The sequence below is a fragment of the Bacteroidota bacterium genome (assembly GCA_016195025.1).
In the GTDB taxonomy this organism is placed as follows: domain Bacteria; phylum Bacteroidota; class Bacteroidia; order Palsa-948; family Palsa-948; genus Palsa-948.
Genome location: JACQAL010000060.1, coordinates 52,112 through 73,742 on the forward strand (window position 1 = coordinate 52,112; position 21,631 = coordinate 73,742).

Annotated in this window: 22 protein-coding genes and 1 pseudogene; 13 read left to right on the plus strand and 10 right to left on the minus strand. The window is 40.5% G+C overall.

The features are described from left to right. The 5 genes from HY063_12090 to HY063_12110 all read left to right on the plus strand — a co-directional run bounded on the left by HY063_12090 (position 1) and on the right by HY063_12110 (position 4,166). Entirely contained in the window at positions 1-1,473 is a 1,473-nt protein-coding gene (locus HY063_12090; protein ID MBI3502522.1) for an NADH-quinone oxidoreductase subunit M, read from the plus strand. Further along, positions 1,470-2,885, plus strand: a complete 1,416-nt coding sequence (locus HY063_12095; GenBank protein ID MBI3502523.1) for an NADH-quinone oxidoreductase subunit N — start codon at positions 1,470-1,472, stop codon at positions 2,883-2,885. The genes HY063_12090 and HY063_12095 overlap by 4 nt, the downstream gene beginning before the upstream one ends. Next, positions 2,882-3,307 carry a hypothetical protein gene (locus HY063_12100; protein MBI3502524.1) on the plus strand — a complete coding sequence of 142 codons (426 nt, stop codon included), beginning with the start codon at positions 2,882-2,884 and terminating at the stop codon, positions 3,305-3,307. The genes HY063_12095 and HY063_12100 overlap by 4 nt, the downstream gene beginning before the upstream one ends. Before the next feature lie 49 nt (positions 3,308-3,356). Then, the gene (locus HY063_12105) at positions 3,357-3,659 is read left to right on the plus strand and encodes a hypothetical protein (GenBank protein ID MBI3502525.1); all 303 of its coding nucleotides are present in this window, start codon (positions 3,357-3,359) and stop codon (positions 3,657-3,659) included. Between the two features lie 120 nt (positions 3,660-3,779). Further along, a complete protein-coding gene (locus tag HY063_12110; protein MBI3502526.1) occupies positions 3,780-4,166 on the plus strand; it encodes a hypothetical protein in 387 nt (128 codons plus the stop codon). Here the strand turns inward: HY063_12110 and HY063_12115 are convergent. Beyond that, entirely contained in the window at positions 4,158-5,180 is a 1,023-nt protein-coding gene (locus tag HY063_12115; protein ID MBI3502527.1) for an aminotransferase class I/II-fold pyridoxal phosphate-dependent enzyme, read from the minus strand. The genes HY063_12110 and HY063_12115 overlap by 9 nt on opposite strands. A 67-nt stretch (positions 5,181-5,247) precedes the next feature. Between HY063_12115 and HY063_12120 the strand changes: the two genes are divergently transcribed. Genes HY063_12120 through HY063_12140 form a run of 5 tightly spaced genes read left to right on the plus strand, consistent with a single transcriptional unit; the run spans position 5,248 to position 9,959 of the window. Then, complete coding sequence (locus tag HY063_12120) at positions 5,248-6,192, plus strand: ABC transporter ATP-binding protein (GenBank protein MBI3502528.1); 945 nt, start codon at positions 5,248-5,250, stop codon at positions 6,190-6,192. Positions 6,193-6,198: 6 nt separating this feature from the next. Then, positions 6,199-6,870 (plus strand): SDR family oxidoreductase, encoded by a 672-nt coding sequence (locus tag HY063_12125; GenBank protein ID MBI3502529.1) that lies wholly within the window; start codon positions 6,199-6,201, stop codon positions 6,868-6,870. A gap of 5 nt (positions 6,871-6,875) precedes the next feature. Beyond that, complete coding sequence (locus HY063_12130) at positions 6,876-8,129, plus strand: MFS transporter (protein MBI3502530.1); 1,254 nt, start codon at positions 6,876-6,878, stop codon at positions 8,127-8,129. Positions 8,130-8,166: 37 nt separating this feature from the next. Next, entirely contained in the window at positions 8,167-9,210 is a 1,044-nt protein-coding gene (locus tag HY063_12135; protein ID MBI3502531.1) for an SRPBCC family protein, read from the plus strand. After that, positions 9,207-9,959, plus strand: a complete 753-nt coding sequence (locus HY063_12140; protein ID MBI3502532.1) for a TIGR02757 family protein — start codon at positions 9,207-9,209, stop codon at positions 9,957-9,959. The genes HY063_12135 and HY063_12140 overlap by 4 nt, the downstream gene beginning before the upstream one ends. A gap of 374 nt (positions 9,960-10,333) precedes the next feature. Here the strand turns inward: HY063_12140 and HY063_12145 are convergent. The 6 genes and pseudogenes from HY063_12145 to HY063_12170 form a co-directional block, all read right to left on the minus strand. Further along, positions 10,334-10,411, minus strand: a pseudogene (locus HY063_12145) (30S ribosomal protein THX). 69 nt (positions 10,412-10,480) lie between these two features. Beyond that, a complete protein-coding gene (locus HY063_12150) occupies positions 10,481-11,149 on the minus strand; it encodes an RNA methyltransferase (protein ID MBI3502533.1) in 669 nt (222 codons plus the stop codon). Continuing rightward, positions 11,149-12,207, minus strand: coding sequence for an agmatinase family protein (locus tag HY063_12155; GenBank protein MBI3502534.1), 1,059 nt, complete (start codon positions 12,205-12,207; stop codon positions 11,149-11,151). Before HY063_12155 ends, HY063_12150 begins: the two co-directional genes overlap by 1 nt. Next, complete coding sequence (locus tag HY063_12160; protein MBI3502535.1) at positions 12,204-13,157, minus strand: methionyl-tRNA formyltransferase; 954 nt, start codon at positions 13,155-13,157, stop codon at positions 12,204-12,206. Before HY063_12160 ends, HY063_12155 begins: the two co-directional genes overlap by 4 nt. A gap of 3 nt (positions 13,158-13,160) precedes the next feature. Beyond that, positions 13,161-13,544 (minus strand): hypothetical protein, encoded by a 384-nt coding sequence (locus tag HY063_12165; protein MBI3502536.1) that lies wholly within the window; start codon positions 13,542-13,544, stop codon positions 13,161-13,163. A gap of 37 nt (positions 13,545-13,581) precedes the next feature. Next, the gene (locus tag HY063_12170; GenBank protein ID MBI3502537.1) at positions 13,582-14,781 is read right to left on the minus strand and encodes a class I SAM-dependent rRNA methyltransferase; all 1,200 of its coding nucleotides are present in this window, start codon (positions 14,779-14,781) and stop codon (positions 13,582-13,584) included. Positions 14,782-14,886: 105 nt separating this feature from the next. On the opposite strand from HY063_12170, the gene HY063_12175 reads away from it, so the two are divergent. Both HY063_12175 and HY063_12180 read left to right on the plus strand, forming a co-directional pair. Further along, positions 14,887-15,795, plus strand: coding sequence for a hypothetical protein (locus HY063_12175; protein MBI3502538.1), 909 nt, complete (start codon positions 14,887-14,889; stop codon positions 15,793-15,795). Positions 15,796-15,821: 26 nt separating this feature from the next. Beyond that, a complete protein-coding gene (locus HY063_12180; protein ID MBI3502539.1) occupies positions 15,822-16,328 on the plus strand; it encodes a hypothetical protein in 507 nt (168 codons plus the stop codon). Here the strand turns inward: HY063_12180 and HY063_12185 are convergent. Together HY063_12185 and HY063_12190 are read right to left on the minus strand one after the other, a co-directional pair. Then, positions 16,325-16,894, minus strand: a complete 570-nt coding sequence (locus tag HY063_12185; protein MBI3502540.1) for a DNA-3-methyladenine glycosylase — start codon at positions 16,892-16,894, stop codon at positions 16,325-16,327. The genes HY063_12180 and HY063_12185 overlap by 4 nt on opposite strands. Continuing rightward, complete coding sequence (locus HY063_12190; GenBank protein MBI3502541.1) at positions 16,891-18,795, minus strand: RecQ family ATP-dependent DNA helicase; 1,905 nt, start codon at positions 18,793-18,795, stop codon at positions 16,891-16,893. Before HY063_12190 ends, HY063_12185 begins: the two co-directional genes overlap by 4 nt. A gap of 116 nt (positions 18,796-18,911) precedes the next feature. Between HY063_12190 and HY063_12195 the strand changes: the two genes are divergently transcribed. Continuing rightward, positions 18,912-19,133 carry a hypothetical protein gene (locus HY063_12195; protein ID MBI3502542.1) on the plus strand — a complete coding sequence of 74 codons (222 nt, stop codon included), beginning with the start codon at positions 18,912-18,914 and terminating at the stop codon, positions 19,131-19,133. Between the two features lie 130 nt (positions 19,134-19,263). On the opposite strand, the gene HY063_12200 is transcribed toward HY063_12195, so the two are convergent. Continuing rightward, entirely contained in the window at positions 19,264-21,543 is a 2,280-nt protein-coding gene (locus tag HY063_12200; protein ID MBI3502543.1) for a patatin-like phospholipase family protein, read from the minus strand. Positions 21,544-21,631: the final 88 nt, after the last annotated feature.

The window sequence follows — 21,631 nt, forward strand, 5'->3', positions numbered from 1 at the left end:
ATGAATTTGAATCTCCTTATATCGATTCCAACGTTAACGCTTCTCGGCATTTTGTTGGCGAATAGAAAAATGGCGCGAGTGGTTGCATTAGTGGGTTCTTTTGCTCAGTTGGGTGCTGCACTGTTTATGCTTTTCTCCTATATGAAATCCAATGACGCCTCTCATCTTGCTTTTGAAGAAAGCCATGTCTGGTTTGCGCAATGGAATATTAATTATCATATTGGAGTAGATGCAATTTCCATTGCTATGGTATTGCTTACTTCTGTTGTTCTGGTTGCAGGAATTCTTGTTTCCTGGAACATCGAAGATAAGCCAAAAGAATTTTTCTTCTTACTTGTTATGCTTGCAACAGGCGCATTCGGATTTTTTATTTCGGTGGATTTGTTCGCGCAGTTTTTCTTTTTTGAACTCGCTGTCATTCCGAAATATCTTCTAATCGCCATCTGGGGAAGCGGACGAAAAGAATATTCCGCTATGAAACTGGTGCTGATGCTGATGGGCGGTTCTTCGCTCGTTCTGATCGGTATTCTCGGATTTTATTTTTATTCATCGCAAGGAGGAGCTCCTTCGTTTGATTTACAAACGCTTTCTCATTTGAGTTTGACTCATGATCAGCAGATGTTCTTGTTCCCGATGCTGTTTGCAGGATTTGCTGTTCTCAGTGCGATGTTCCCATTTCATACATGGGCGCCTGACGGACATTCCTCTGCGCCAACTGCTGCTTCTATGTTCCTCGCGGGAATTTCCATGAAACTTGGTGGATACGGATGCCTGCGTGTTGCAACTTATCTTTTGCCTGATGCTGCGCGCGAATATTCTCCTTACGTAATTATTCTTGCTTGTATTGGAATTTTATACGGAGCATTCGTCACGCTGAAACAAAAAGACATCAAACTGATGAACGCGTATTCATCTGTTAGTCATTGCGGATTTGTTGTTCTCGGAATTGCGATGCTCACGCGAACTGCGATGACAGGCGCAGTTCTTCAAATGATCTCTCACGGAGTGATGACGGCTCTTTTCTTCGCTGTAATTGGAATGATCTACGAGCGTTCGCACACGCGCATTGGAAGTGAAATGGGTGGACTGATGAAAGTGATGCCGTTCCTTGGCACAGTGTTTATTATAGCGGGATTAACTTCGCTCGGACTTCCGGGCTTCAGCGGATTTGTGGCGGAGATGACCGTGTTTGTCGGTTCATTTCAAAATGCAGATTTATTCCATCGTGTTGCAACCATCATTGCAACTGCTTCAATAGTTGTAACTGCAGTTTATATTTTACGAGCAGTGGGTGTTGCTCTATGGGGGCCGATAACGAAAAAAGAATTTGAAAAACTTTCTGACGCCACATGGAATGAAAAATTGGCCGGAGGAATTTTAGTTATGTCAATTGTGATTATTGGAACAATGCCATGGTGGCTTTCAGATATGATTTCAAAATCAACAGAAGTATTATTTACGAGCGTGAAATGAGCCTAATCAATTACATATCCATGATGCGTTTCGAAGTGCTTGCGCTTGGAATGGTGATTTTCCTTTTACTAGTAAAAGTTTTTTCTGAGAAACTAAATCCTTCTGTGATGCTGGGATTTGTAAATGTTTCTCTGCTTCTAATGCTTGCTTCAGGATTCATCGGACATCCGTACGGAAGCATGTTCGGGGGAATGTTTCTGAATGACGGAACGCTGATGCTTGAAAAATCCATAATTACTTTTGCAGTGCTGCTCATTTCTCTGCAGGCAAATAACTGGCTGAAAAATCATTCCAGCTATCTTGAATTTTATCTTTTACTTTTCTCTGTTCTCATCGGAATGTATTTCATGATTTCTTCCGGAAACTTTCTGATGTTCTATCTCGGACTTGAAACTGCAACGATTCCTCTCACAGCGCTTGTTGCTTTTGATTTTAATAAAATCCGTTCAGCAGAAGGAGCTGGCAAAATGATTTTGTCTTCTGCTTTTTCTTCCGCTATATTACTCTTCTGCCTTTCCTTATTATATGGAACAACCGGCTCGCTGGATTTTGGTGCTGTCTCTCAAAATTTTTCACCTGATTTATTATCACTTTTAGGTTTATCTCTTCTTCTCGTAGGATTTGCGTTTAAAATTTCAGTCGTTCCTTTCCATCTCTGGACGGCAGATACGTACGAAGGTTCACCCGTAGCCATCACTACTTTCCTTTCAGTAGTTTCCAAAGGCGCGGCTGTTTTCATTTTCATGACAATTCTCTACAGAGTTTTCGGACATCTATATGAGAAATGGATTCATGCACTGGTGCTTCTTTCGGCAATCACCATGACCATCGGAAATCTTTTCGCGATGAGGCAGTCCAATATCAAACGATTTCTTGCTTTCTCTTCTATCACTCAAGCGGGATATATTTTGATAGGTGTTGCTTCCGGAACAATGCAGGGAATGTCTTCAGTAATTTATTTTCTGCTGATTTATATTTTCTCCAACGTGGGCGCATTCACAGTCGTTTCTCTCATCAGCGATAAAACCGGTAAAGACGATATAGATGATTACAAAGGACTTTACAAAACAAATCCAAAGCTTGCCCTTGCTATGATGATTGCGTTACTTTCTCTGGCAGGAGTTCCGCCTACGGCAGGTTTCTTCGGAAAATTATTTCTGCTTACATCAGGTGCTTCCGCAGGATTGATAACTCTCCTTATCATCGCTTCATTGAACATGGTTATTTCACTTTATTATTATCTGAAAATTGTTAAAGTAATGTTCGTAGATAAAAATGAAACTCCGATTGAAAATTTCTCCAGCGACATTTTGTCAAAAGTTGTTTTGGTACTCTGCATGATAGGAATTCTTGCTATAGGATTTGCAAATTATATTTTTGAATACATCCACTCACTTAGTTTTGGAATATGAATCGTTTAAGTAAAGAAGGACATATCGTTGAAGAGTTGAATGGCGTTCGTTGTTCTATCGTAGAAAAAAATGTTTCGCCTGAGCGTGTTGAGTTCCTGAAAAATCTTTTGGAGCATAACGGATACACGGTAATGGTTGCACAAACTCCTCCGCCTCCTGTGAAACCTCCACCGAAACCTCCCGCTCCTGTCATTGGTCCTGATGGATTGGCTGTAGCAGTTGCACCCCCACCGCCACCGCCTCCTCCGCCACCCGCGCCAAATACTTTTACGGTTGGCGTTACAAATATTTCTTTTCATCCGATGCTTGCCGTATATGAACGTTCGCTTTTTACTTCAGAGGGAAAAATTGTTTCCATCGCTTACTGGAACCAGGAGCCCGAGAAGGAAGAAGAGTTGTATTGGCAGAGAAGGAAAAAATAATTTTACCGTAAAAAAATTTTCTTTACTTTTGTTCAGCATTTATGACGCAATGAAATCCAGAAAAGAATTCCCTTCCTTTTTTATTTCTCTCCTCGGGGAAGGAATTGTTCACGTTGAAATGAAAGATGTAAAAGAAATGTCGGTGAAAGACACGATGCAGATTTACGATGAAATGGAGCGGTTGGGCAATGGAGAAAAAATGTGCGTGCTGACCACCTTCAACGGATTTATTTCTTCGCAGGATAAAGAAGTTTCAAAATATGCAACGACTGAGCGTGCGAAAAAACTTGTGCTTGCCACTGCTTATGTGTTCGATTCTTTGGCTTTGAGAATAGCTGTAAATTTTTTATGAACTTTCAAAAACAAATTGCTCAGCGAAAAATTTTTGATGACAAAAAACAAGCACTTGCCTGGCTGAGAAAAATGCGGGAAGAAATTCTTGCCCCCGTTGAACGCTGATTCTTTTTTATGAATGAAAAAAGATTTTCCCACCTTTTCCATTTCTGAAATCGAAAAAGGAATTGCTTTTATCGAATACAAGGGAATTGAAATGGGGCTGAAAGAAATCATTGAACTTTATGACGAGATAGAAAATTTCGGCAATGGAAAAAAGATTGCCATTCTTAATACGTTTAAAGAGTTTATTCCTTCCAACGAGGAAACGATGAAATACGTGGAAGGAGAACGTCCGCCAAAACTTTTATATGCTTCGGCAATTGTCGTGGAATCGCTCGCAACACGCCTTGCGATGATGATGTTTATGCGATTCAACAAACAAAGAGTTCCGCGAAAAGTTTTTAACAGCAAAAAGAAAGCGATGAAGTGGCTCAGAGAAATGAGTAGGAAAAAATCAGATTGATTTCAGCGCCTTCAAAGTTTTTTCCAGCATCTCATCAGTGAAGTCAAGGTGAGTAACAAAGCGCACCATTTTTTTTCCAAAGGCAATTCCTTTCACATCTTTCTCTCCAAGTTTCGCTATGAATTCCTGAGAAGTCATTGGTTCTTTTACAGTGAAGATGATAATGTTTGTCGTGACGGGAAGAAGTTCCTGAACATAGGGAGCAGTTTTTAATACTTCCGCAATTTTCTGTGCGCGGATATGGTCTTCTTTCAAACGTTTGATATTATTGTCGAGCGCGTAAAGTCCCGCACTTGCAATGAATCCCGCCTGACGCATTCCTCCTCCGAAAACTTTTCGCACTCTTCGTGCTTTTTTAATGTAGTCTGCATCGCCAACTAAAACAGAACCGACAGGACAACCTAATCCTTTTGAAAAACAAATGGAAACTGAATCAAAATACTTTGCAGTTTCAGCAGGAGAATCTCCTGTTTCAGCGAGCGCGTTAAAAATTCGCGCGCCATCCAGGTGAAGTTTCAAATTATTTTTCTTGCAGACTTCAGAGATTTCTTTGATTGAGTCCAGAGAATAATAACTTCCACCAGCGCGGTTCACTGTATTTTCCAAACACACCAGCGTTGTCTGCGGAAGCCAGTCAAATGGCGCATTAATATTTTCCGAAACTTGTTGAGCGGAAAGCCTTCCCTGGTCTCCGTTCACCAATCGCACCTGAACTCCGGAGTTGAAAGCAATTCCTCCCGCTTCATTTATATAAATGTGCGCGGCAATATCGCAGATCAATTCATTGCCCGGCTGCGTGTGCGCTTTGATAGCGACCTGATTCGTCATTGTTCCCGAAGGACAATACACGCCCGCTTCTTTTCCGAAAAGTTTTGCTGTGCGTTCTTCCAGCAGATTTACGCTCGGGTCTTCTTTGAAAACATCATCGCCTACTTGCGCGTTCATCATCGCTTCGAGCATTCCTTTGGATGGGCGCGTAACGGTATCACTTCTTAAGTCAATAAATTTTTCCATAGAGAAAAATAGGGATTGCGAATTTACAAATAACCTTCATATAGAAATCCATTTGTATATTCGCCCGATGGAAATTATTTCTGCGCAAAATATTGTAAAACGTTTCGCCAATCACACAGCGTTGGATGAAGTAAGTATTTCCATTCCTGAAAAAAGTGTTTTTGGTTTGCTCGGTCCGAACGGAGCAGGAAAAACCACGCTTATACGCATCATCAATCAAATTACCGCACCCGACAGCGGACAGGTTTTGTTCAACGGAGAAAAACTTTCGCAAAAACATATTGAGCAAATCGGCTACCTGCCCGAAGAGCGCGGGCTCTACAAAAAAATGGAAGTGGGCGAACAATGCCTTTACCTTGCGCAGTTAAAAGGTCTAAGTAAAAAAGAAGCGCAGAAGAAATTAAAAATATGGTTTGAGAAATTTGAGATGGGTAGTTGGTGGAAAAAGAAAGTGGAAGAACTCTCTAAAGGAATGCAGCAGAAAGTTCAGTTTGTGGCAACCGTTATTCATGAGCCGCGAGTTTTAATTCTCGATGAACCCTTCAGCGGGTTTGATCCCATCAATGCCAACCTTATCAAGAATGAATTGCTTGAACTGAAAGCAAAAGGTTCCACCATCATGCTTTCCACGCATAATATGAATTCGGTGGAAGAACTCTGCGGCCATATTGCGCTTATCAACAATGCAAAAACAATTCTGCATGGCTCGGTAAAAGAAATACGCCAGCAATATAAATCAGATACGTATGAAGTGGATTTCACAGGTGACTTGATCACATTTACAAAATCGCTCTATGTAAATTTTGAATTACTGGAAAAAAATCAGGAGGGAACGCATTGCAAAGTCAAAGTAAAACTTCTACGAAACAAAACTCCGAACGATTTGCTTGAAACCATTCTTCCATTCGTTCAGATACAGGGCCTCCGCGAAATCCTGCCAAGCATGAACGATATTTTTATTTCGAAAGTGAAAGAAACAGAAATTCATTCAACAGTAAACCTTACTGAATAATATTTAATGAATATTATTATTACAGGTGCAAGCAGGGGAATTGGCTATGAAACCGCCCAGCTTCTTTCCAAAGAACATAAAGTAATTGGAATTGCAAGAACTATCGCTGGCCGGAATTTAAAATCTCCGCCAACTTTTATTTCTCTTCCTTTTGATTTGGAAAAAGGAAATATAAAAAAGGATTTGCTTCCGCAGATTAAAAAACATTTTGATTCGGCAGATGTTTTAATTAATAATGCAGCAGCATTTTTCAGAAAACCTTTTGAAAAAATTTCACGACAAGATTTCGAAAAAATATTTCAGGTAAATGTTTTTTCTGTTGCTGAATTAACCCAGGCAATCCTTCCTTTGATGAAAAAAGGACACGTCCTTAACATTGCTTCTATGGGAGGAATACAGGGAAGCATAAAATTTCCGGGACTTTCCGCTTATAGTTCCAGCAAAGGCGCGCTAATTACGCTTACAGAATGCTTGGCAGAAGAATACAAAAACAAAAATATTTCTTTTAACGCAATTGCTTTTGGTGCGGTTCAAACCGAAATGCTTTCGGAAGCATTTCCAAATTTCAAAGCGCCTCTTACCGCAACGCAGGCAGCAGAGTTTGTTTCTTACTTTGCAGTAAACGGAAATAAATATTTCAACGGAAAAATTTTGCAGATGGCTTTATCTACTCCGTAAATTTTGTGAGTTTAGAAAAAAATAATCCTTCCTCTCCCTTTTCTTCGTTTCAGAATAAAGAATTTCTCTGGTATCTTTTAGCGCGGTTCGGATTAATTCTTGGCGCGCAAATGCAATATACAATTGTTGGCTGGCAAATAAAAGAACTGACGAATGATGCGCTTTCACTTGGTCTCATCGGTTTGGGAGAAGCAATTCCTTTTCTCGCCATTGCTCCGTTTGCCGGACACATTGCCGATATAATTGACAGAAAAAAAATTCTTTTTGTTTCCACTGTAGCAATGATGTTTTCATCCGCATTTCTTTTCTGGTTCACCGTAGATTCTTCCATCATAAATAATTTCGGCACGTTTCCCATTTACTCAGTAATTTTTCTCACCGGAATTGCCAGGGGATTTATCGGTCCCACTTATTTTGCATTGCTCCCACAAATTGTTTCGCGGGAACTGATTCCAAATGCCGCCACCTGGAGTTCCACTATTTTTCACATCTGTGTGGTGGCGGGTCCCGCAGCAGGCGGATTGATTCTTGGATTTGCGGGAATGAATTATGCGTACGCAGTTTCATTTGTAATGATTGCTTTTTCTCTTCTCTCTATACTTTTTATAAAAAGCCATCCGCTGCCGAAAAAAGAATCCAAAGATTCATTTGTTACCAATCTTTCTGCGGGAATCCGTTTCGTACTAAAAAATCAAATTGTGTTCAGCGCGCTCTCGCTCGATTTGTTCGCAGTTCTTTTTGGCGGAGCAACCGCACTGCTTCCTATTTTCGCTACAGATATTCTGCACGTGGGCAGCGAAGGTTTTGGGTTTCTCCGCGCAGCTCCTGCATTTGGTGCGGTGGTAATGGCGGGAGTTCTTGCTTATTTTCCTCCGCAGAAAAAAGCGGGAACAACTTTACTCTGGTCGGTGGCATTATTTGGAGTTTGCATTATTCTTTTTGCGGTTTCAAAAAATTTTTATCTCTCACTTTTCATCCTTGCGCTCAGCGGAGCGTTTGACAATGTAAGCGTAGTGGTTCGCCATATAATTCTTCAACTTGCCACACCGGATGACATGCGCGGGCGAGTTGCTGCAGTGAACGGAATGTTCATTGGTTCATCGAATGAAATCGGTGCGTTTGAATCGGGAGTTGCCGCAAAACTTCTTGGATTAATTCCATCCGTAATTTTTGGCGGCTGCATGACGATTGGAATTGTGGGATTGATCGGGAAAATTTCTCCACGCTTAAGAAAATTAGATTTACAATCCATGCAATAGAAATGTTTTATTTTTGCTCCCCATTAAAAAAAATCCCATGAAAATCATTAAAGGAATTTTAATCACACTTGTTATTCTTGCAGTAATTATTACCGTTATAGGATTTCTTTCGCCAAGGCACGTTCATGTTGAACGTTCGATGACAATCAAAGCACCTGTGGAAATTGTGCATGCACAAATCAACAATTTAAAAAACTGGAACAATTGGTCGCCCTGGTATAAAATGGATACCGCTATGAAAATGGAATACAATACTATTGCAGAAGGAGCTGGCGCAAGTTTCAAATGGGAAAGCAAAAATAAAAATGTTGGCAGCGGAGATTTAACAATCACATCAAGCACCAAAGATTCGATTGTAACCGCGATGAACTTTATGGAAAACGGAACGGCAACCGGAAAATTTGTTTTCACGAAAGCGGATAGTCCGAAGGACTCCTTACGGAGCGGTACAAAAGTTACCTGGACAATGGAAAGCGATATGGGAATGAATCCTATAGGAAGAATTTTTGGTTTGTTCATGGATAAAATGGTAGGAAAAGATTTTGAAAAAGGACTTGCAGGAATTAAAGATGTGGCAGAAGCAACTCCGACCGGACCGAAAAAATACCGCGGCTATGAAGTGGTGGAAATGGATTCGCCTGAAATTATTTTCATAGGAAAAAAAGATTCAATAAGCCGGAATAAAATTTCTGAGTTCTATCAGAAAAATCTTCCTGCAGTTTTTGAAGCGGTGAAAAAAGAAAAACTCCAGCCCGCAATTCCTTTTCCTTCCGGATTATTTTTCAAATGGGATACTGTAAATAAAATAACTGTGATGGCTGCGGTAATGGCTGTGAAAGGCGATTCAAAAACAAAGGTGAAAGGATTTGAAACGTTTGTTGTTCCCGCAGGAAAAACTTTGAACATAAAATATTTTGGCGGCTATAATGGAATAGGTCCTGCTCATGAGGCAATGGATGATTACATTAATGAAAAAGGATTTATAAAACGTACCCCTGTAAGAGAAGAATACGTGACTGACCCGATGACGGAAAAAGACAGCACTAAATGGCTGACGAATGTAATTTATCCGGTAAAGTGACCGAAGAAGAACTCCTTTTATTCCTAGAAGAAAAAGTTGACAAGTATAACCGCCCTGAATTTATAGAGAGTGATCCCATTTCCATTCCGCATAAGTTTTCAAAGAGAGAAGATATAGAGATTGCCGGATTTCTTACCGCTACAATTTCCTGGGGACAACGCATTACTATAATAAAGAATGCAAATGAATTGATGAGACGAATGGATTTTTCTCCATACAGTTTTATCCTGAACCATTCAAAAAAAGATTTGTCTTCATTCAAAAATTTCAAACACAGAACTTTTAATCATACTGATTTGAAATTTTTTCTCAGTTCATTAAAAAATATTTATTGCAAACATAAATCGCTTGAAAATGTTTTTATAGGCGAAAATGTAAAAGAAGCAATCATTAACTTCCGAAAAATATTTTTATCCGTTCCCCATCCTGCAAGAACGAAAAAACACATTTCAAATCCCGAAGCAAATTCATCTGCAAAAAGATTAAATATGTTTTTACGATGGATGATTCGAAAAGATAAGCGTGGAGTTGATTTTGGAATCTGGAAAAACTTTTTTCAGAAAGATTTAATGTGTCCGCTTGATGTGCATTCGGGAAATGTGGCTCGTAAACTCGGTTTGCTCGCCCGAAAACAAAACGACTGGCAAGCAGTTGAAGAACTTACCAGTCGTTTGCGTGAGTTTGATTCGAATGACCCTGTGAAATATGACTTCGCATTGTTCGGCTTAGGAGTATTCGAATCCCGATAGCTATCGGGATTAAACTATTTCTTTTTCTTTGCAGTTGATTTTTTTGCTGCCGGTTTTTTTGCTGCCGGTTTTTTTGCTGCCGGTTTTTTTGCAGAAGTTTTCTTTGCTGCGGGCTTTGCCGTTTTTTTCGCAGCAGTTTTTTTCTCTGCCTTTTTTTCTTTATGCGCAGGTTCAACTGCCGGAACTTCAACAACAGGTTCAGAAACAATCTGCGGAACTTCTGCTGTGATTCCTTCCACCACAGGTTGAACGGTTTCCACTACAGGAACAGTTTCCATCACCGGTTTTTTTACGATTGGTTCGGCAACTGCCTTTGGAAGTTCTTTTAATGTTTTCACCTTGCGCGATGGCGCTGACGGTCGAATTGTTTTTGATTTTTTACGAGGACGAGTAACACCTGTGGTGCCTCTCCAAATTTTTCCTCTGCGCGAGCGGATATCACCTTTTCCCATTTGAAATATTTTTTAGTGAATTATTAATTTGTTATAAGGACTGCGAATGTAGAAAAATCTGCCAATGGCTTACCTGGATTTCAGCAAAAAATCTTTTTCTAAAATTTCGCATTTGGGAATGGAATTTCTCAGCCATTGCAAGCGAATTTCAATTTCTTCTTCTTTTGTTACTTTCCACTTTATCTGGGATTTTTTCAAGCGGGAAGCAAGCGTGTATAATGTCACCGCTGCTGAAACCGAAATATTCAAACTCTCCGTAAATCCCACCATCGGAATTTTTACGAATGCATCTGCCTGCTCAAATGCTAATGGAGTAGCACCACGCATTTCTGTTCCGAAGAAAAGCGCGGTTTTGTTTTCAATATTTAATTCTTCAATTGAACAATCGTTTTTATGCGGAGATGTGACAATGATTTTGTATCTTTTTTTTTTCAAGGACGAAATGCAATCAAAAGTATTTTCGGGTTTTGAATTATACTTATATATAGTAAGCCATTTGAGCGAGCCAAGTTCCACATCGGGGTTTGCTTCAAACTTATTTTGATTTTCTATGATGTGCACATCCTGAATTCCGAAACAATCGCACGAGCGCAAAACCGCTGCAGCATTGTGCGGCTGGTAAATATCTTCGAGAACAAGAGTGAGATGGCGTGTGCGTTCAGCGATGACTTCATCAAAACGCTTCAAACGCTTTGCAGTAACAAAGCCGGAAAGATATTCCAACAACTCTTTACTCATTAACTGAATTTTGCGAGTCCGTTTGAAACCGCAGTGAGATTGCACATTTTGAAAAGCATTCTTGCGCCAACGTTTCCGTTCCATTCATCTTTTCCTGGCGCAACTTCATTCAAATCGAAACCAATAATTTTTTTTCCGCTCTTTACTACTTCTGTGATGAGATAAACTGCCTGCTCAAATTCCAATCCTCCGGGAACAGGCGTGCCGGTGTTAGGGCAAAGTTTCGGATCAAGCCCGTCAATATCAAAACTCAGATAAACTTTTTCCGGAAGTTCGGAAACAATTTCTTCGCAAATGTTTTTCCAGATTTTTCCTTCATATATTTCATTTTTCATCCTATAATCGAAAAAAGTTTTCACTCTGCCGTTTGAAGAATTAATAAGATTATTTTCTTCTTCGCACCAGTCGCGGATTCCAACCTGAACTAATTTTTTTATTTGTGGAATCTTTAATACATTATACATAATCGAAGCGTGGGAATATTCAAAACCTTCGTATGCTTTTCTCAAATCGCAGTGCGCGTCAATCTGCAGAATTCCAAACTCATTTTTTTCTACCAGCGCTTCCATAAAACCAAGAGGAGTGCTGTGGTCTCCGCCAACCAATCCGACAATTTTATTTTTCTGCAAATATTTTTTTGCTGATTCTTTCACCCAAGATTTTAATTCTTCACAACCTTTATTTACTTCAGCGCAGATTTTTTTCATTGCCGAGGTTTCGGTGGAAACTCCTTTTTCAATATTTCCAATATATTTCGAAGCAATTTTTCTGAGTGCGGAATTCTTTGCGGAAATCTTTTTTGAAATTTCTTCAATCGCTACGCCAATCTTCCAGGAATCTTTCACCAGCGGGTCAAACAAATCCACCTGCGCGGAAGCATCAAGGATTGCCTGCGGCCCTTTTGAAGTTCCATCGCTGTAGGAAACGGTAACATCCCATGGAACAGGAATTAAAATTATTTCTGCTTCATCAACCGTAAAGGGCAATCCAAAAATTCCGCTATTGACATCAGCAGGGCTATTTGGGTCGAATGATTTTATTTTTTCTATTTTGTTCATACAATTATTTTCCAATCGCTGAGTGAAAACCCTCTGAGAAATTCATCAATCTGCATTTTTTTTCTTCCTGCGAGCTGAAGTTCGATGAGGTTTATGAATCCGTCTTTCGCTGCAATCTTTGCAAAAGTTTTTCCATCGGTGTGAATGGAAGCAATTTCATTTTGATGCTGAAGAATTTCTTTTGAAGCTCGGAATATTTTCAAAGATAAAATTTCATTTTGTTTTTTTATTTCTGTAAACGCAGTCGGATATGGACTTAATCCGCGAATGAAGTCATAAATTTCTTCTGCTGATTCTTTCCAGTTTATCCTGCAATCCTCCTTGAAAATTTTCGGGGCCGGTTTTAATTTCTCTCCGGGTTTAATAAAATCTTTTTGTTCCTGCGGAGTGTAATTTCCGGTTTCAATGGCGCGAACGGTTTTCAAAACCAAATCGGCTCCGTCTTTCATCAACCTCTCGTATAAATCTCCGGCAGTATCTTCTTCACGGATATTTTCTTTGGCGCGCAAAATTATTTTTCCGGTGTCAATTTCCTTCTCCAGAAAAAATGTAGTAACACCGCTTTCCTTTTCCCCATTGATAATTGCCCAGTTAATCGGGGCCGCACCGCGATATTGAGGAAGCAATGAAGCGTGCAAATTGAAAGTTCCATTTTTCGGAAGAGAAAAAATTTCTTCGGGCATTTTACGGAATGCCACCACAACTCCCAAATCAGGATTTAATTCTTTCAATTGCGAAATAAATTCTTCGCTTTTCAAATTTTCCGGCTGAAAAACTTTCAGATTTTTTTCGCGGGCGAATTCTTTTACTGCCGACATCTTTATTTCCAATCCCCGTCCTGCTGGTTTATCAGGAGCTGTAACAATGCCAACAACATCATAATTATTTTTCATCAGCATATCAAGCGAGGCAACTGCAAATTCAGGGGTGCCGAAAAAAATAATCTTCATAAACTATCTTCTCAATTGAATATCGTTGAGGTCAACCACTTCTCCAGCCATACAAGTGCTCATAGTGCCTTTCTTAGGAGTGTATTTAATCCAGACATCAAGCCCGTCTTTTTTAAATTCTTCAGAAAGTTTTTTTGACGGCTCCAATTTTTTTCCGTCACCCAGTTGAATCATATAGCCACAGCCGTCCACTTCATTGTAAACAACACGCGCCCTGATATAGCCCGCCTCGTAAAGCGCTTTTTGCTGCTCGCGAATTTTTTCAAGTTCTGCTTCCGAATAAGCAGAAGAAGTTGTCGCAGAAGAAGTTTTTTTCTTGCAATGACAGGAAATAATTAAAAAGGAAAAATTAAAAATTAAAAAAGAAAACAAAAATACTTTTTTCATCAAAAAATGTTTTGTCAAACTTACGAAGAAAGAATGTTCATTCGACAAAAAGTACAAGCCCTTTCAGGTATTCCCCTTCGGGATGAAAAATGCTGGCGGAATGGTCGGGTGCTTGCGAAAGGTGATGAAGTATGCGTACATTTCTTTTTGTAACAATAGCGGCAGATAAAATTGTTTTCTCAAACAAATCGCGGCTGATTACCTGCGAACAGGAAAAGGTAAAAATAATTCCTCCGCTTTTAATTTGCATGAACGCTTCGGTGTTTAATCTTTTATAGCCCATCACTGCGTTGTGCCGCACATTGTGATGCTTTGCAAAAGCAGGCGGATCAAGAATCATTACATCATAAAAATTTTTCTTTTCCTTAATGAAATCAAAAACATCGGAGCAGTAATGCGCTCCTTCAAACTTTCCGGCTTCGGGAGAAACATTTAACTGGAAGTTTTTTTTCACCAAATCAATTGCGCGCTTTGAACTATCCACGGAATGAATGAGCTTTGCTCCGGCATTCATCGCGTAAATTGAAAATGCTCCGGTATAACAAAAAGCATTCAGAACAGTTTTTCCTTCGCAATAACGTGCGAGCAATTGGCGATTCTCACGCTGATCAAGAAAAAATCCTGTCTTTTGCCCGCTCTTCCAGTCAATCCAGAAATTCAAATCATTTTCTTTTACGGTGTGATGTTCTTCTTCTCCTTTCCCGAAAACATATTCATTTTTTATTCCTTCTGCAAATTTTTTAGGAAGCGTTTCGGCACTTTTATCGAAAACCGCTATGAGTTTATCTTCGTAAACTTCTTTGAGCGCTTCCACAATTTCTTTTTTTGCTAAATACATTCCGATGGAATGGCACTGCATCACGCAAGTGCCATTATAATAATCCACAATAAGCCCCGGCATTCCATCGCCTTCTGCATAAATCAGGCGATAACAATTCGTGCGGGGATTATCGGTGAGCCCGATTGACTTTCTGAAATCATAGGCGCTCTGAATTTTTTCGCGCCAGAAATCTTTGGTGGGTTCAACTTTAGTGAAAGAGAAAATCCGAACAGCAATACTTGAATCCTGGTAATGACCAATGCCGAGAAATTCATCCTTATTATCATACACCGCCACCACATCTCCGTCTTTGGCTTCGCCTTTAATTTTTTTAATGGCGCCCGAAAAAACCCAGGGGTGAAACCTTCGAAGCGATTGGTCTTTGCCAGAAGAGAGAATTATTGTGGGATAATTCATGGTTCGCAAAGGTAATTTTTTGGTTACGGGAAGAAATTAGGTAAAAATTTGCTCAATTAAAAATTTATTACATTTGCCGTTAAATTTATAAACGACTGCAACCCAATGAAAAAATTATTCCTGTTTGCCAATGCAATTGCCCTGGCATTTTTTATTTCCTCCTGCGGAAACCAAAAAGAAAATGCTGAAAACACTTCTGCAGACACAACCGCTGCCGTTGATTCTTCAGCCATGAAATCCGCTACTTCTGAGCAACCGGAAGAATATATTTCCATTCCGGCACCCGATGAAATGTTTTCATTCATGAAAGCCATAGGCGGAGAAGGAAAAAGCACTGCCTATCTTAACAATCCCGACAACCTCAAAAATTATGTGGACACCAAATCCAAAGCGCTCAACTTTGGAATTTATGCTACCGATTTTCTTTATTGCTCCACGTTTGATTACGGTTCTGAAGGGCTTAAATATTTTGTGAACGTGAAAAAATTAGGAGATGAACTGGGAATTTCAGGAGTCATCAGCGAGGCAACTGCCGACCGCATCAAAAAGAACATAGGAAAAAATGATTCGCTCACCGATATTTCAAACACCTTGTACTTTTCCGCAGTTTCAGAATTGGAAAAAAGCGATAAGGCAGGCGTGCTCTCGCTTGTAATCACTGGCGGATGGGTGGAAAGCATGAACCTTGTAACCAACATGGTGAAAAAATATAAAGCCGACAATCCGGCAATTGACCGAATTGCAGAACAAAAATATACACTCGATAATTTAATTGCCTACCTTGACAAAAGTAAATCGGATGCAAATGTATCGGCTGTGATAGGGCAACTGAATGAATTAAAAGGAGTGTATGATCAATTAAAAGAAGAATCAACCAAAGGCGCAGTTTCCACCAATAAAAAAGGAAAAAAAGTTTTGGGAGGCGGAACAAAAATCAGCATCACCGAAGCGCAGTATAAAGCAATTTCAGAAAAAGTAAAAAGCATTCACGATAGTTTCACAATGGCAAAATAATTTTTAACGCAATAAAAAAAAATACCATGAAGAAGTTACTTGCAATTTCATTCACGCTGATATTCGGATTATCAGCATTCACATTAATGGCGCAGCGTTACGGAGGCGTTCCAAAAGTTGCTGCCGCAAATCCCTGCCAGGACTTTCACAGAAAATCCTGCATGCGTTCGCCCGATGATGGTTTTTCTTATAATGGCCAATCGCGAAGCGGGTTGTTTGCCAAAGGACAGCAATCTACTATAAAGTGTGTCTTTTATAAGGGAATGGATTATCATGTTTCGGTTTGCACCGAAGAACAAACACCGGCAAACTTTACTATTAAAGACGCAAAGACCGGAGAAGTTTTATATGACAACACCGCAGATAACAACACGCAGGAAATCCAAATCACGAATGAAAACACCCGCGCTGTAAACATACAGGTTGTCCTTCCCGGAGAAAATGAAAAGAAAAAAGACATGGTGAAAGGGCAGGAAGGAATGTGCGCAGGATTATTGATTGAGCACCGCAGAAGCGATAAGACCGGTTTCTAAAGTTTCGCAACAAACCTATAAGGCAATAACGCATCAGCCCCTGCATAGTTAACTCCTATGCGGGGGTTTTTTGTTATATCAGAAATTTTATTTCCTCTTTCCTCAATCCAGATTTTTTTTCCAAGCAAGGTTTCTCCTGTGTGAAAAGTTTTTATTCCCAATGCCTGCGAAACTGTTCCCGGACCGTTGCAAATTTTTTCATCCGCTTTTTTCTTGTTTCTTCTTTTCAATATGAGCGGAATTCCTTCATAAGGTTTTATTGCACGAATCAGAACAGCATGCGGAATATTTTTTTGATTCGTTACCACATTAAAAAGGTGATGCATTCCATAGCAGAAATAAACATACGATGTGCCGCCAATGGAATACATGATTTCGGTTCGCTCCGTTCTTCTTCCGCCAAATGCATGCGAAGCGCGGTCGGTGATGCCTGCGTATGCTTCGGTTTCAGTAATGATTCCTGCAGTGAGTTTTCCATTCACTTTTGTGAACAAAACTTTTCCCAAAAGTTCTTTCGCAATCTGTACCACATCTTTTCTTGTATAAAAATCTCTTTGCAATTTCATTTATGCCACATTAAATTACTCGAATCATCATAAATTAATTTTTCATTGTCAATCAGCCATTGAACCACTTTAATGGTTTTATCTTCCTGTGAATTTTTTACCGAGTTGACCAGCGCATTCAGCGGAAGAGATTTTTCTTCAAGAAGTTTTTTCACCTGTTCTGTCACGGTTTCAAATTCCAGATTGCTCAGTTCAAGTTTATTTCTTTCCAGGCAGAAATCACAAACCCCGCAGCGGTACGAATCCGTTTCTCCAAAATAACCGAGCAGCATCTGGCTGCGGCATTTTGTTTTTGATTCTGTGTAGTGAAGCATTCCCTCCATTCGTTCTTTCGCTTTTTCTTTTCGCTTTTGCAGAGTTTCCTGCGAGATATGAATTTCTTTCGCGTCAATTCTTTCGGTAAGAAAGGTAAGTTGCGGCATTTCTGTTTGCGGAATGTAGGAAATGATTTCTTTTTTCCGAAGTTCATCCAGAAACTTTTTTGTTTGCTCCATTGATTTTTCAAATCGTTTTGCAATTTCATTTTCAGAAATTTTTACAAAGCCATCGAACAACCCGGAATAAGAACGAAGCAGCAATTTGATGAACTCATCGTACTGCACTTGTTCCACCTGGAATTTATACAATCCTTCCTTATTAATAAGAAAATGAATGCGCGATGGCTGATGAAATCCATCCGATAAAACAATATATCCTTCCTTCTCTAAAAATTTCAGGCAGTTGAAAGCGATGAGGTGATTCAGATTATAGCGCGAACAAAAATCGCTGATGTCAAATTCAAAGGTGGCGCCTTGCCCCGCTCCAACCGGGAGTTGAAAATAATTTGCAAGCGCCTGATACGTTTTTTTTATTTCACCGAGCGGAGGGAAACTGGTTTCAAAATTATGCTTCATCTCAATTTTATCGGAATCGTTGTGAAGAAGAATTGCAAAAGATTTTTTTTCATCCCTTCCTCCCCTTCCTGCCTCCTGGAAATAGGATTCGAGGCAATCGGGCAAATCCATGTGAACCACAAAGCGCACATCGGGCTTGTCAATTCCCATTCCGAAAGCGTTGGTGCAGACAATAACTCTTGTTTTGTTTGTAATCCATGCCTCCTGTTTTGCATCGCGCATTTGCGAATCAAGACCTGCGTGATAAAAATCAGAAGCAATTTTATTTCTCAGGAGAAAACCGGCAATCTCCTGGGTTTTTTTCCGGTTGCGCACATACACAATTCCTGTTCCCGAAATTTTAGTTGCAATTTTCAGAAGACGGTTCATCTTGTCTTCTTCTTTCACCACCACATAAGCAAGATTTTTCCGCTCAAAACTTTTTTTCAGAAGATTTTCTTTTTTGAATAAAAGTTTTTGCTGAATGTCTTTTGCAACTTCGGGCGTGGCAGTGGCGGTGAGCGCAAGAACCGGAACTTTCGGATGAAGTTCACGCAGTTCGGCAATCTTTAAATAACTCGGGCGGAAATCATAACCCCACTGCGAAATGCAATGCGATTCATCCACTGCAATCAGGTTCACTTTCATTTTCTGAATTCTCAGTTTCGCAATGTCAGTTTCCAACCGTTCGGGAGAGCAGTAAAGAAATTTATAACCGCCATACACGCAATTGTCAAATGCAATGTCAATTTCCTCGCGTCTCATTCCCGAAGTAATTGCAATGGCTTTTATTCCTTTCGCTTTGAGATTTTCCACCTGGTCTTTCATGAGCGCAATGAGCGGAGAAATTACAATGCAGATTCCTTCTCTGGCAAGCGCGGGCACCTGAAAGCAAATTGATTTTCCTCCGCCTGTGGGCATGAGCGCGAGCGTATCGTTTCCTGCGAGAATGGAATGGATGATGTCTTCCTGCAGCGGGCGAAAATGCGAATAGCCCCAATGCTTCAGAAGGATTTGGTGAATAGTCATGCGCGATTCAAATATACGAATGACATGCGAATGATGCGAATATTATCAAGTGAAGAAGATTGTGAAGGAATGAATGTTTTAGTTTTTTATCTTTGCAATATAATTATTTCTGACCTATGACTACGCTTGAAAAAAAAATGAACATGATAGAATGGCTTCTTCACCTTGAAGATAAAATTCTTTTGAAAAAAGTGGAGCGCCTGCTCGAATACGGAGCCGACCGCTGGGATGAACTCACCAAAGCCCAGCAGGCAGAGATTGACGCTTCCATTAACGAGCTTGACAAAGGCAAACGAATTGCTCACCAAACCGTGATGAACAAACTGCGCAGGAGATGATTCCTGTTGTTTGGTCTCCTACATTGATGCGAGACAAAATCCTTTGAAGTTTAAATTTTAAGTCAGATAAAAACTGCAGAGGGAACAGCGGTAGAGAAGATTATGATTTCTAAATAAATCTCAACAGAGTTTACTCGAACAATTCCCGCAGCCGCTCTATGGATTTGCGGTTTTCGGGAAGGTTAATCGAGTTCAGCACTTTATTTTTTTCGTGGTTGGTGAGATGCCACGAGAGAGAAATTTTATCGGGGATTTCATTCTGCAACTGAAAATCGAGCACGTCTGTTTTTCCATCGAACCAGGAAGAAATAAATTCCACCTGCTGGTTTTGCGACAGGTCCTGCATGGTAAAAAGATTTCCGTAAAAACTTCCGAGCGGGCGCGTGAGCGCGGTGAGCATGGTGGGCGGAGGATTTTCTTCAATCTGAAATTCTTTATGGCGGTCGCGAATCTGAATAATCACCACACCGCTGGTGTTGGTGGCAATCCAGTTGCGGAACACGTATAAAAATTTCAGCGCCACTTCAATTCCGTAATTATCGCGCATGCCTGAATCCATAATTTCAATGGCGGGTTTGCTGGGCAGAGAAACAATGGGAGTGATATAGGGAAACGTGGAACTCATGCGCAGCACGCTGGTGAAAAGAATGCTGTCGGAATTTTGTTTTCTGAAAAAGCGGGAGAACTCAATGGCATCGTTCAGCGGAACATGATTCAGTTTATCCGATTTTGAAGTTTGAATGAGAAACGAAACGGGCTGTGAAGAGATAACAAGTTTTCTTCCGTCATTCACCATGGTGGGGGAAAAAATCATCATGGGGATTTTTGCTTCCGCTTCTGCCGGTTTATAATCATTCAACCTGCGGTTAGAAAAAACATTCCCGAGATTTTCATCGAGCCGCCTTTCAAAAATATAGCCGCGGTCTTTGTTGTATTTATTTTTTCCGTACTTCACGCTTTGCATGGAAACAAACCAATCGCTGGTTCCAATGCTGAAGGCAACCGCGTTCAGAATGTCTTTTGAAATATTGGTGCGGTAAGAGGGGCGGTATAAATCTTTTACTTTCCCCGCCTGATTTTGCCAGTACAATTCGCGCAGGTAAGCCGCGCCAATCATTCCGCCCGATGAACCGGTGATGAGGGCGGTGTGCTTCAGCAATTCTCCCTTGAGCAAACTATCGGCATATTGCAGCGCCTGAAAAGTCCAGAGCGAAGAGCGCAAGCCGCCACCGCTGGTGCACACAATTACAAACTTGGGTTTTTCATTTTTCTCAAGGGTTGTTTTCAGATTTTTCAAACGCCACTTGTTCAGAATTTCGAGCATGGCTTTGAAATCGGCATCGGCAGTGTCTTTTTCAGAAGCGAAATCATTCAGTGTTTTGTTATCGTAGGAAGAAGGTTTCACCCCGTAATTCATTCCGTACACTTTGTTGATGTTGTTGAAAAAATCCATGCGGTATAAAAAATTCAGCGCCACTATGGAAACAAGGAGCACCACGGGCGCCCATCCTTTGAAAACGGAATAAAGCGGAACGGGAAGCATGATGAACATGGTGAGCAGAAGAAAAATGCTTGCACCGGCAGGAATCATGAGCGCGTGCACTTCGCGGAAAAAGCCGAGCACGAACAAACTCAGAATGGTGACGAACGAAAAAATTGCCGCGTTGCGGTGGTTCTGCGAAAAAACATTGCGCAGCATTTCTCTCTTGTAATGGCGCACTGCGCGCACCAAACGGATTTTGAACGGATGCGCCAGATAGGTTTCCACATACCAATCGCGCGATTCTTTGATGAGATATATGTTTTTCCACGAATCGCCTTTGCGCTGCTGCTGCTGAAGGAGGCGCATGGTTTTTTCTTCCGAAGGCGGCTTGACGCCAAACATGCGGTGAATGTCTTTGTTGGTTTGAAAAAAATAAAACAGCCCTAAGAAAACAAAAACAACGAAGCCGAGAAGAAACCCAAGCACCATGGAAAAAATTTCGGAGGAAGAATAAATCTGCTCGCTGCTTAGAAATGAAATTATATTGATGACATACACGAGCACAAACGAGCAGGGAATGATGAAATTATTGATGCAGTATTTTGTAAACGGATTCGAGAGCGTGGCAAGAAAAGGAAAACGATAACTGTTGAGAATATAACTTGCAATGTTAAACGCCATCACAAACCCACCGCAGGCAAAACCGATGATGAAATAAGAAAGCGGATTGACCGCATCGAGGTATTCGGGATTTAAAAAAAGATACGGAACCCCGTAACGCGCGGCAAGCGATTGCGTAACAAAACCAAAAAGCAAACCCCAGATGGAAAGCAGCAGCAGGTTTTTTTTAACATGCAGAAAAACCAACTGGAAGGGAAAGAAAAAAATGATTCTGCGGAAATTCGGATTATCTAAAAGGCGACTCATAAACGGGTTTTCGGAAGTAAAGATAGCAAAGAAAAAACCGCGTGGCGGTGAAAGGTAAATTGAGGCAGTGTTTCAGTTTGGCTGCCTG

Bases quoted from the DNA above. Each gene is read 5' to 3' on its own strand.
- HY063_12195 (MBI3502542.1), top strand. From the start codon at position 18,912: ATGACTACGCTTGAAAAAAAAATGAACATGATAGAATGGCTTCTTCAC.
- HY063_12185 (MBI3502540.1), bottom strand. From the start codon at position 16,894: ATGAAATTGCAAAGAGATTTTTATACAAGAAAAGATGTGGTACAGATT.
- HY063_12110 (MBI3502526.1), top strand. From the start codon at position 3,780: ATGAAAAAAGATTTTCCCACCTTTTCCATTTCTGAAATCGAAAAAGGA.
- HY063_12090 (MBI3502522.1), top strand. From the start codon at position 1: ATGAATTTGAATCTCCTTATATCGATTCCAACGTTAACGCTTCTCGGC.
- HY063_12180 (MBI3502539.1), top strand. From the start codon at position 15,822: ATGAAGAAGTTACTTGCAATTTCATTCACGCTGATATTCGGATTATCA.
- HY063_12200 (MBI3502543.1), bottom strand. From the start codon at position 21,543: ATGAGTCGCCTTTTAGATAATCCGAATTTCCGCAGAATCATTTTTTTC.
- HY063_12170 (MBI3502537.1), bottom strand. From the start codon at position 14,781: ATGAATTATCCCACAATAATTCTCTCTTCTGGCAAAGACCAATCGCTT.
- HY063_12105 (MBI3502525.1), top strand. From the start codon at position 3,357: ATGAAATCCAGAAAAGAATTCCCTTCCTTTTTTATTTCTCTCCTCGGG.
- HY063_12190 (MBI3502541.1), bottom strand. From the start codon at position 18,795: ATGACTATTCACCAAATCCTTCTGAAGCATTGGGGCTATTCGCATTTT.
- HY063_12175 (MBI3502538.1), top strand. From the start codon at position 14,887: ATGAAAAAATTATTCCTGTTTGCCAATGCAATTGCCCTGGCATTTTTT.
- HY063_12135 (MBI3502531.1), top strand. From the start codon at position 8,167: ATGAAAATCATTAAAGGAATTTTAATCACACTTGTTATTCTTGCAGTA.
- HY063_12160 (MBI3502535.1), bottom strand. From the start codon at position 13,157: ATGAAGATTATTTTTTTCGGCACCCCTGAATTTGCAGTTGCCTCGCTT.
- HY063_12150 (MBI3502533.1), bottom strand. From the start codon at position 11,149: ATGAGTAAAGAGTTGTTGGAATATCTTTCCGGCTTTGTTACTGCAAAG.
- HY063_12100 (MBI3502524.1), top strand. From the start codon at position 2,882: ATGAATCGTTTAAGTAAAGAAGGACATATCGTTGAAGAGTTGAATGGC.
- HY063_12165 (MBI3502536.1), bottom strand. From the start codon at position 13,544: ATGAAAAAAGTATTTTTGTTTTCTTTTTTAATTTTTAATTTTTCCTTT.
- HY063_12120 (MBI3502528.1), top strand. From the start codon at position 5,248: ATGGAAATTATTTCTGCGCAAAATATTGTAAAACGTTTCGCCAATCAC.
- HY063_12155 (MBI3502534.1), bottom strand. From the start codon at position 12,207: ATGAACAAAATAGAAAAAATAAAATCATTCGACCCAAATAGCCCTGCT.
- HY063_12125 (MBI3502529.1), top strand. From the start codon at position 6,199: ATGAATATTATTATTACAGGTGCAAGCAGGGGAATTGGCTATGAAACC.
- HY063_12115 (MBI3502527.1), bottom strand. From the start codon at position 5,180: ATGGAAAAATTTATTGACTTAAGAAGTGATACCGTTACGCGCCCATCC.
- HY063_12095 (MBI3502523.1), top strand. From the start codon at position 1,470: ATGAGCCTAATCAATTACATATCCATGATGCGTTTCGAAGTGCTTGCG.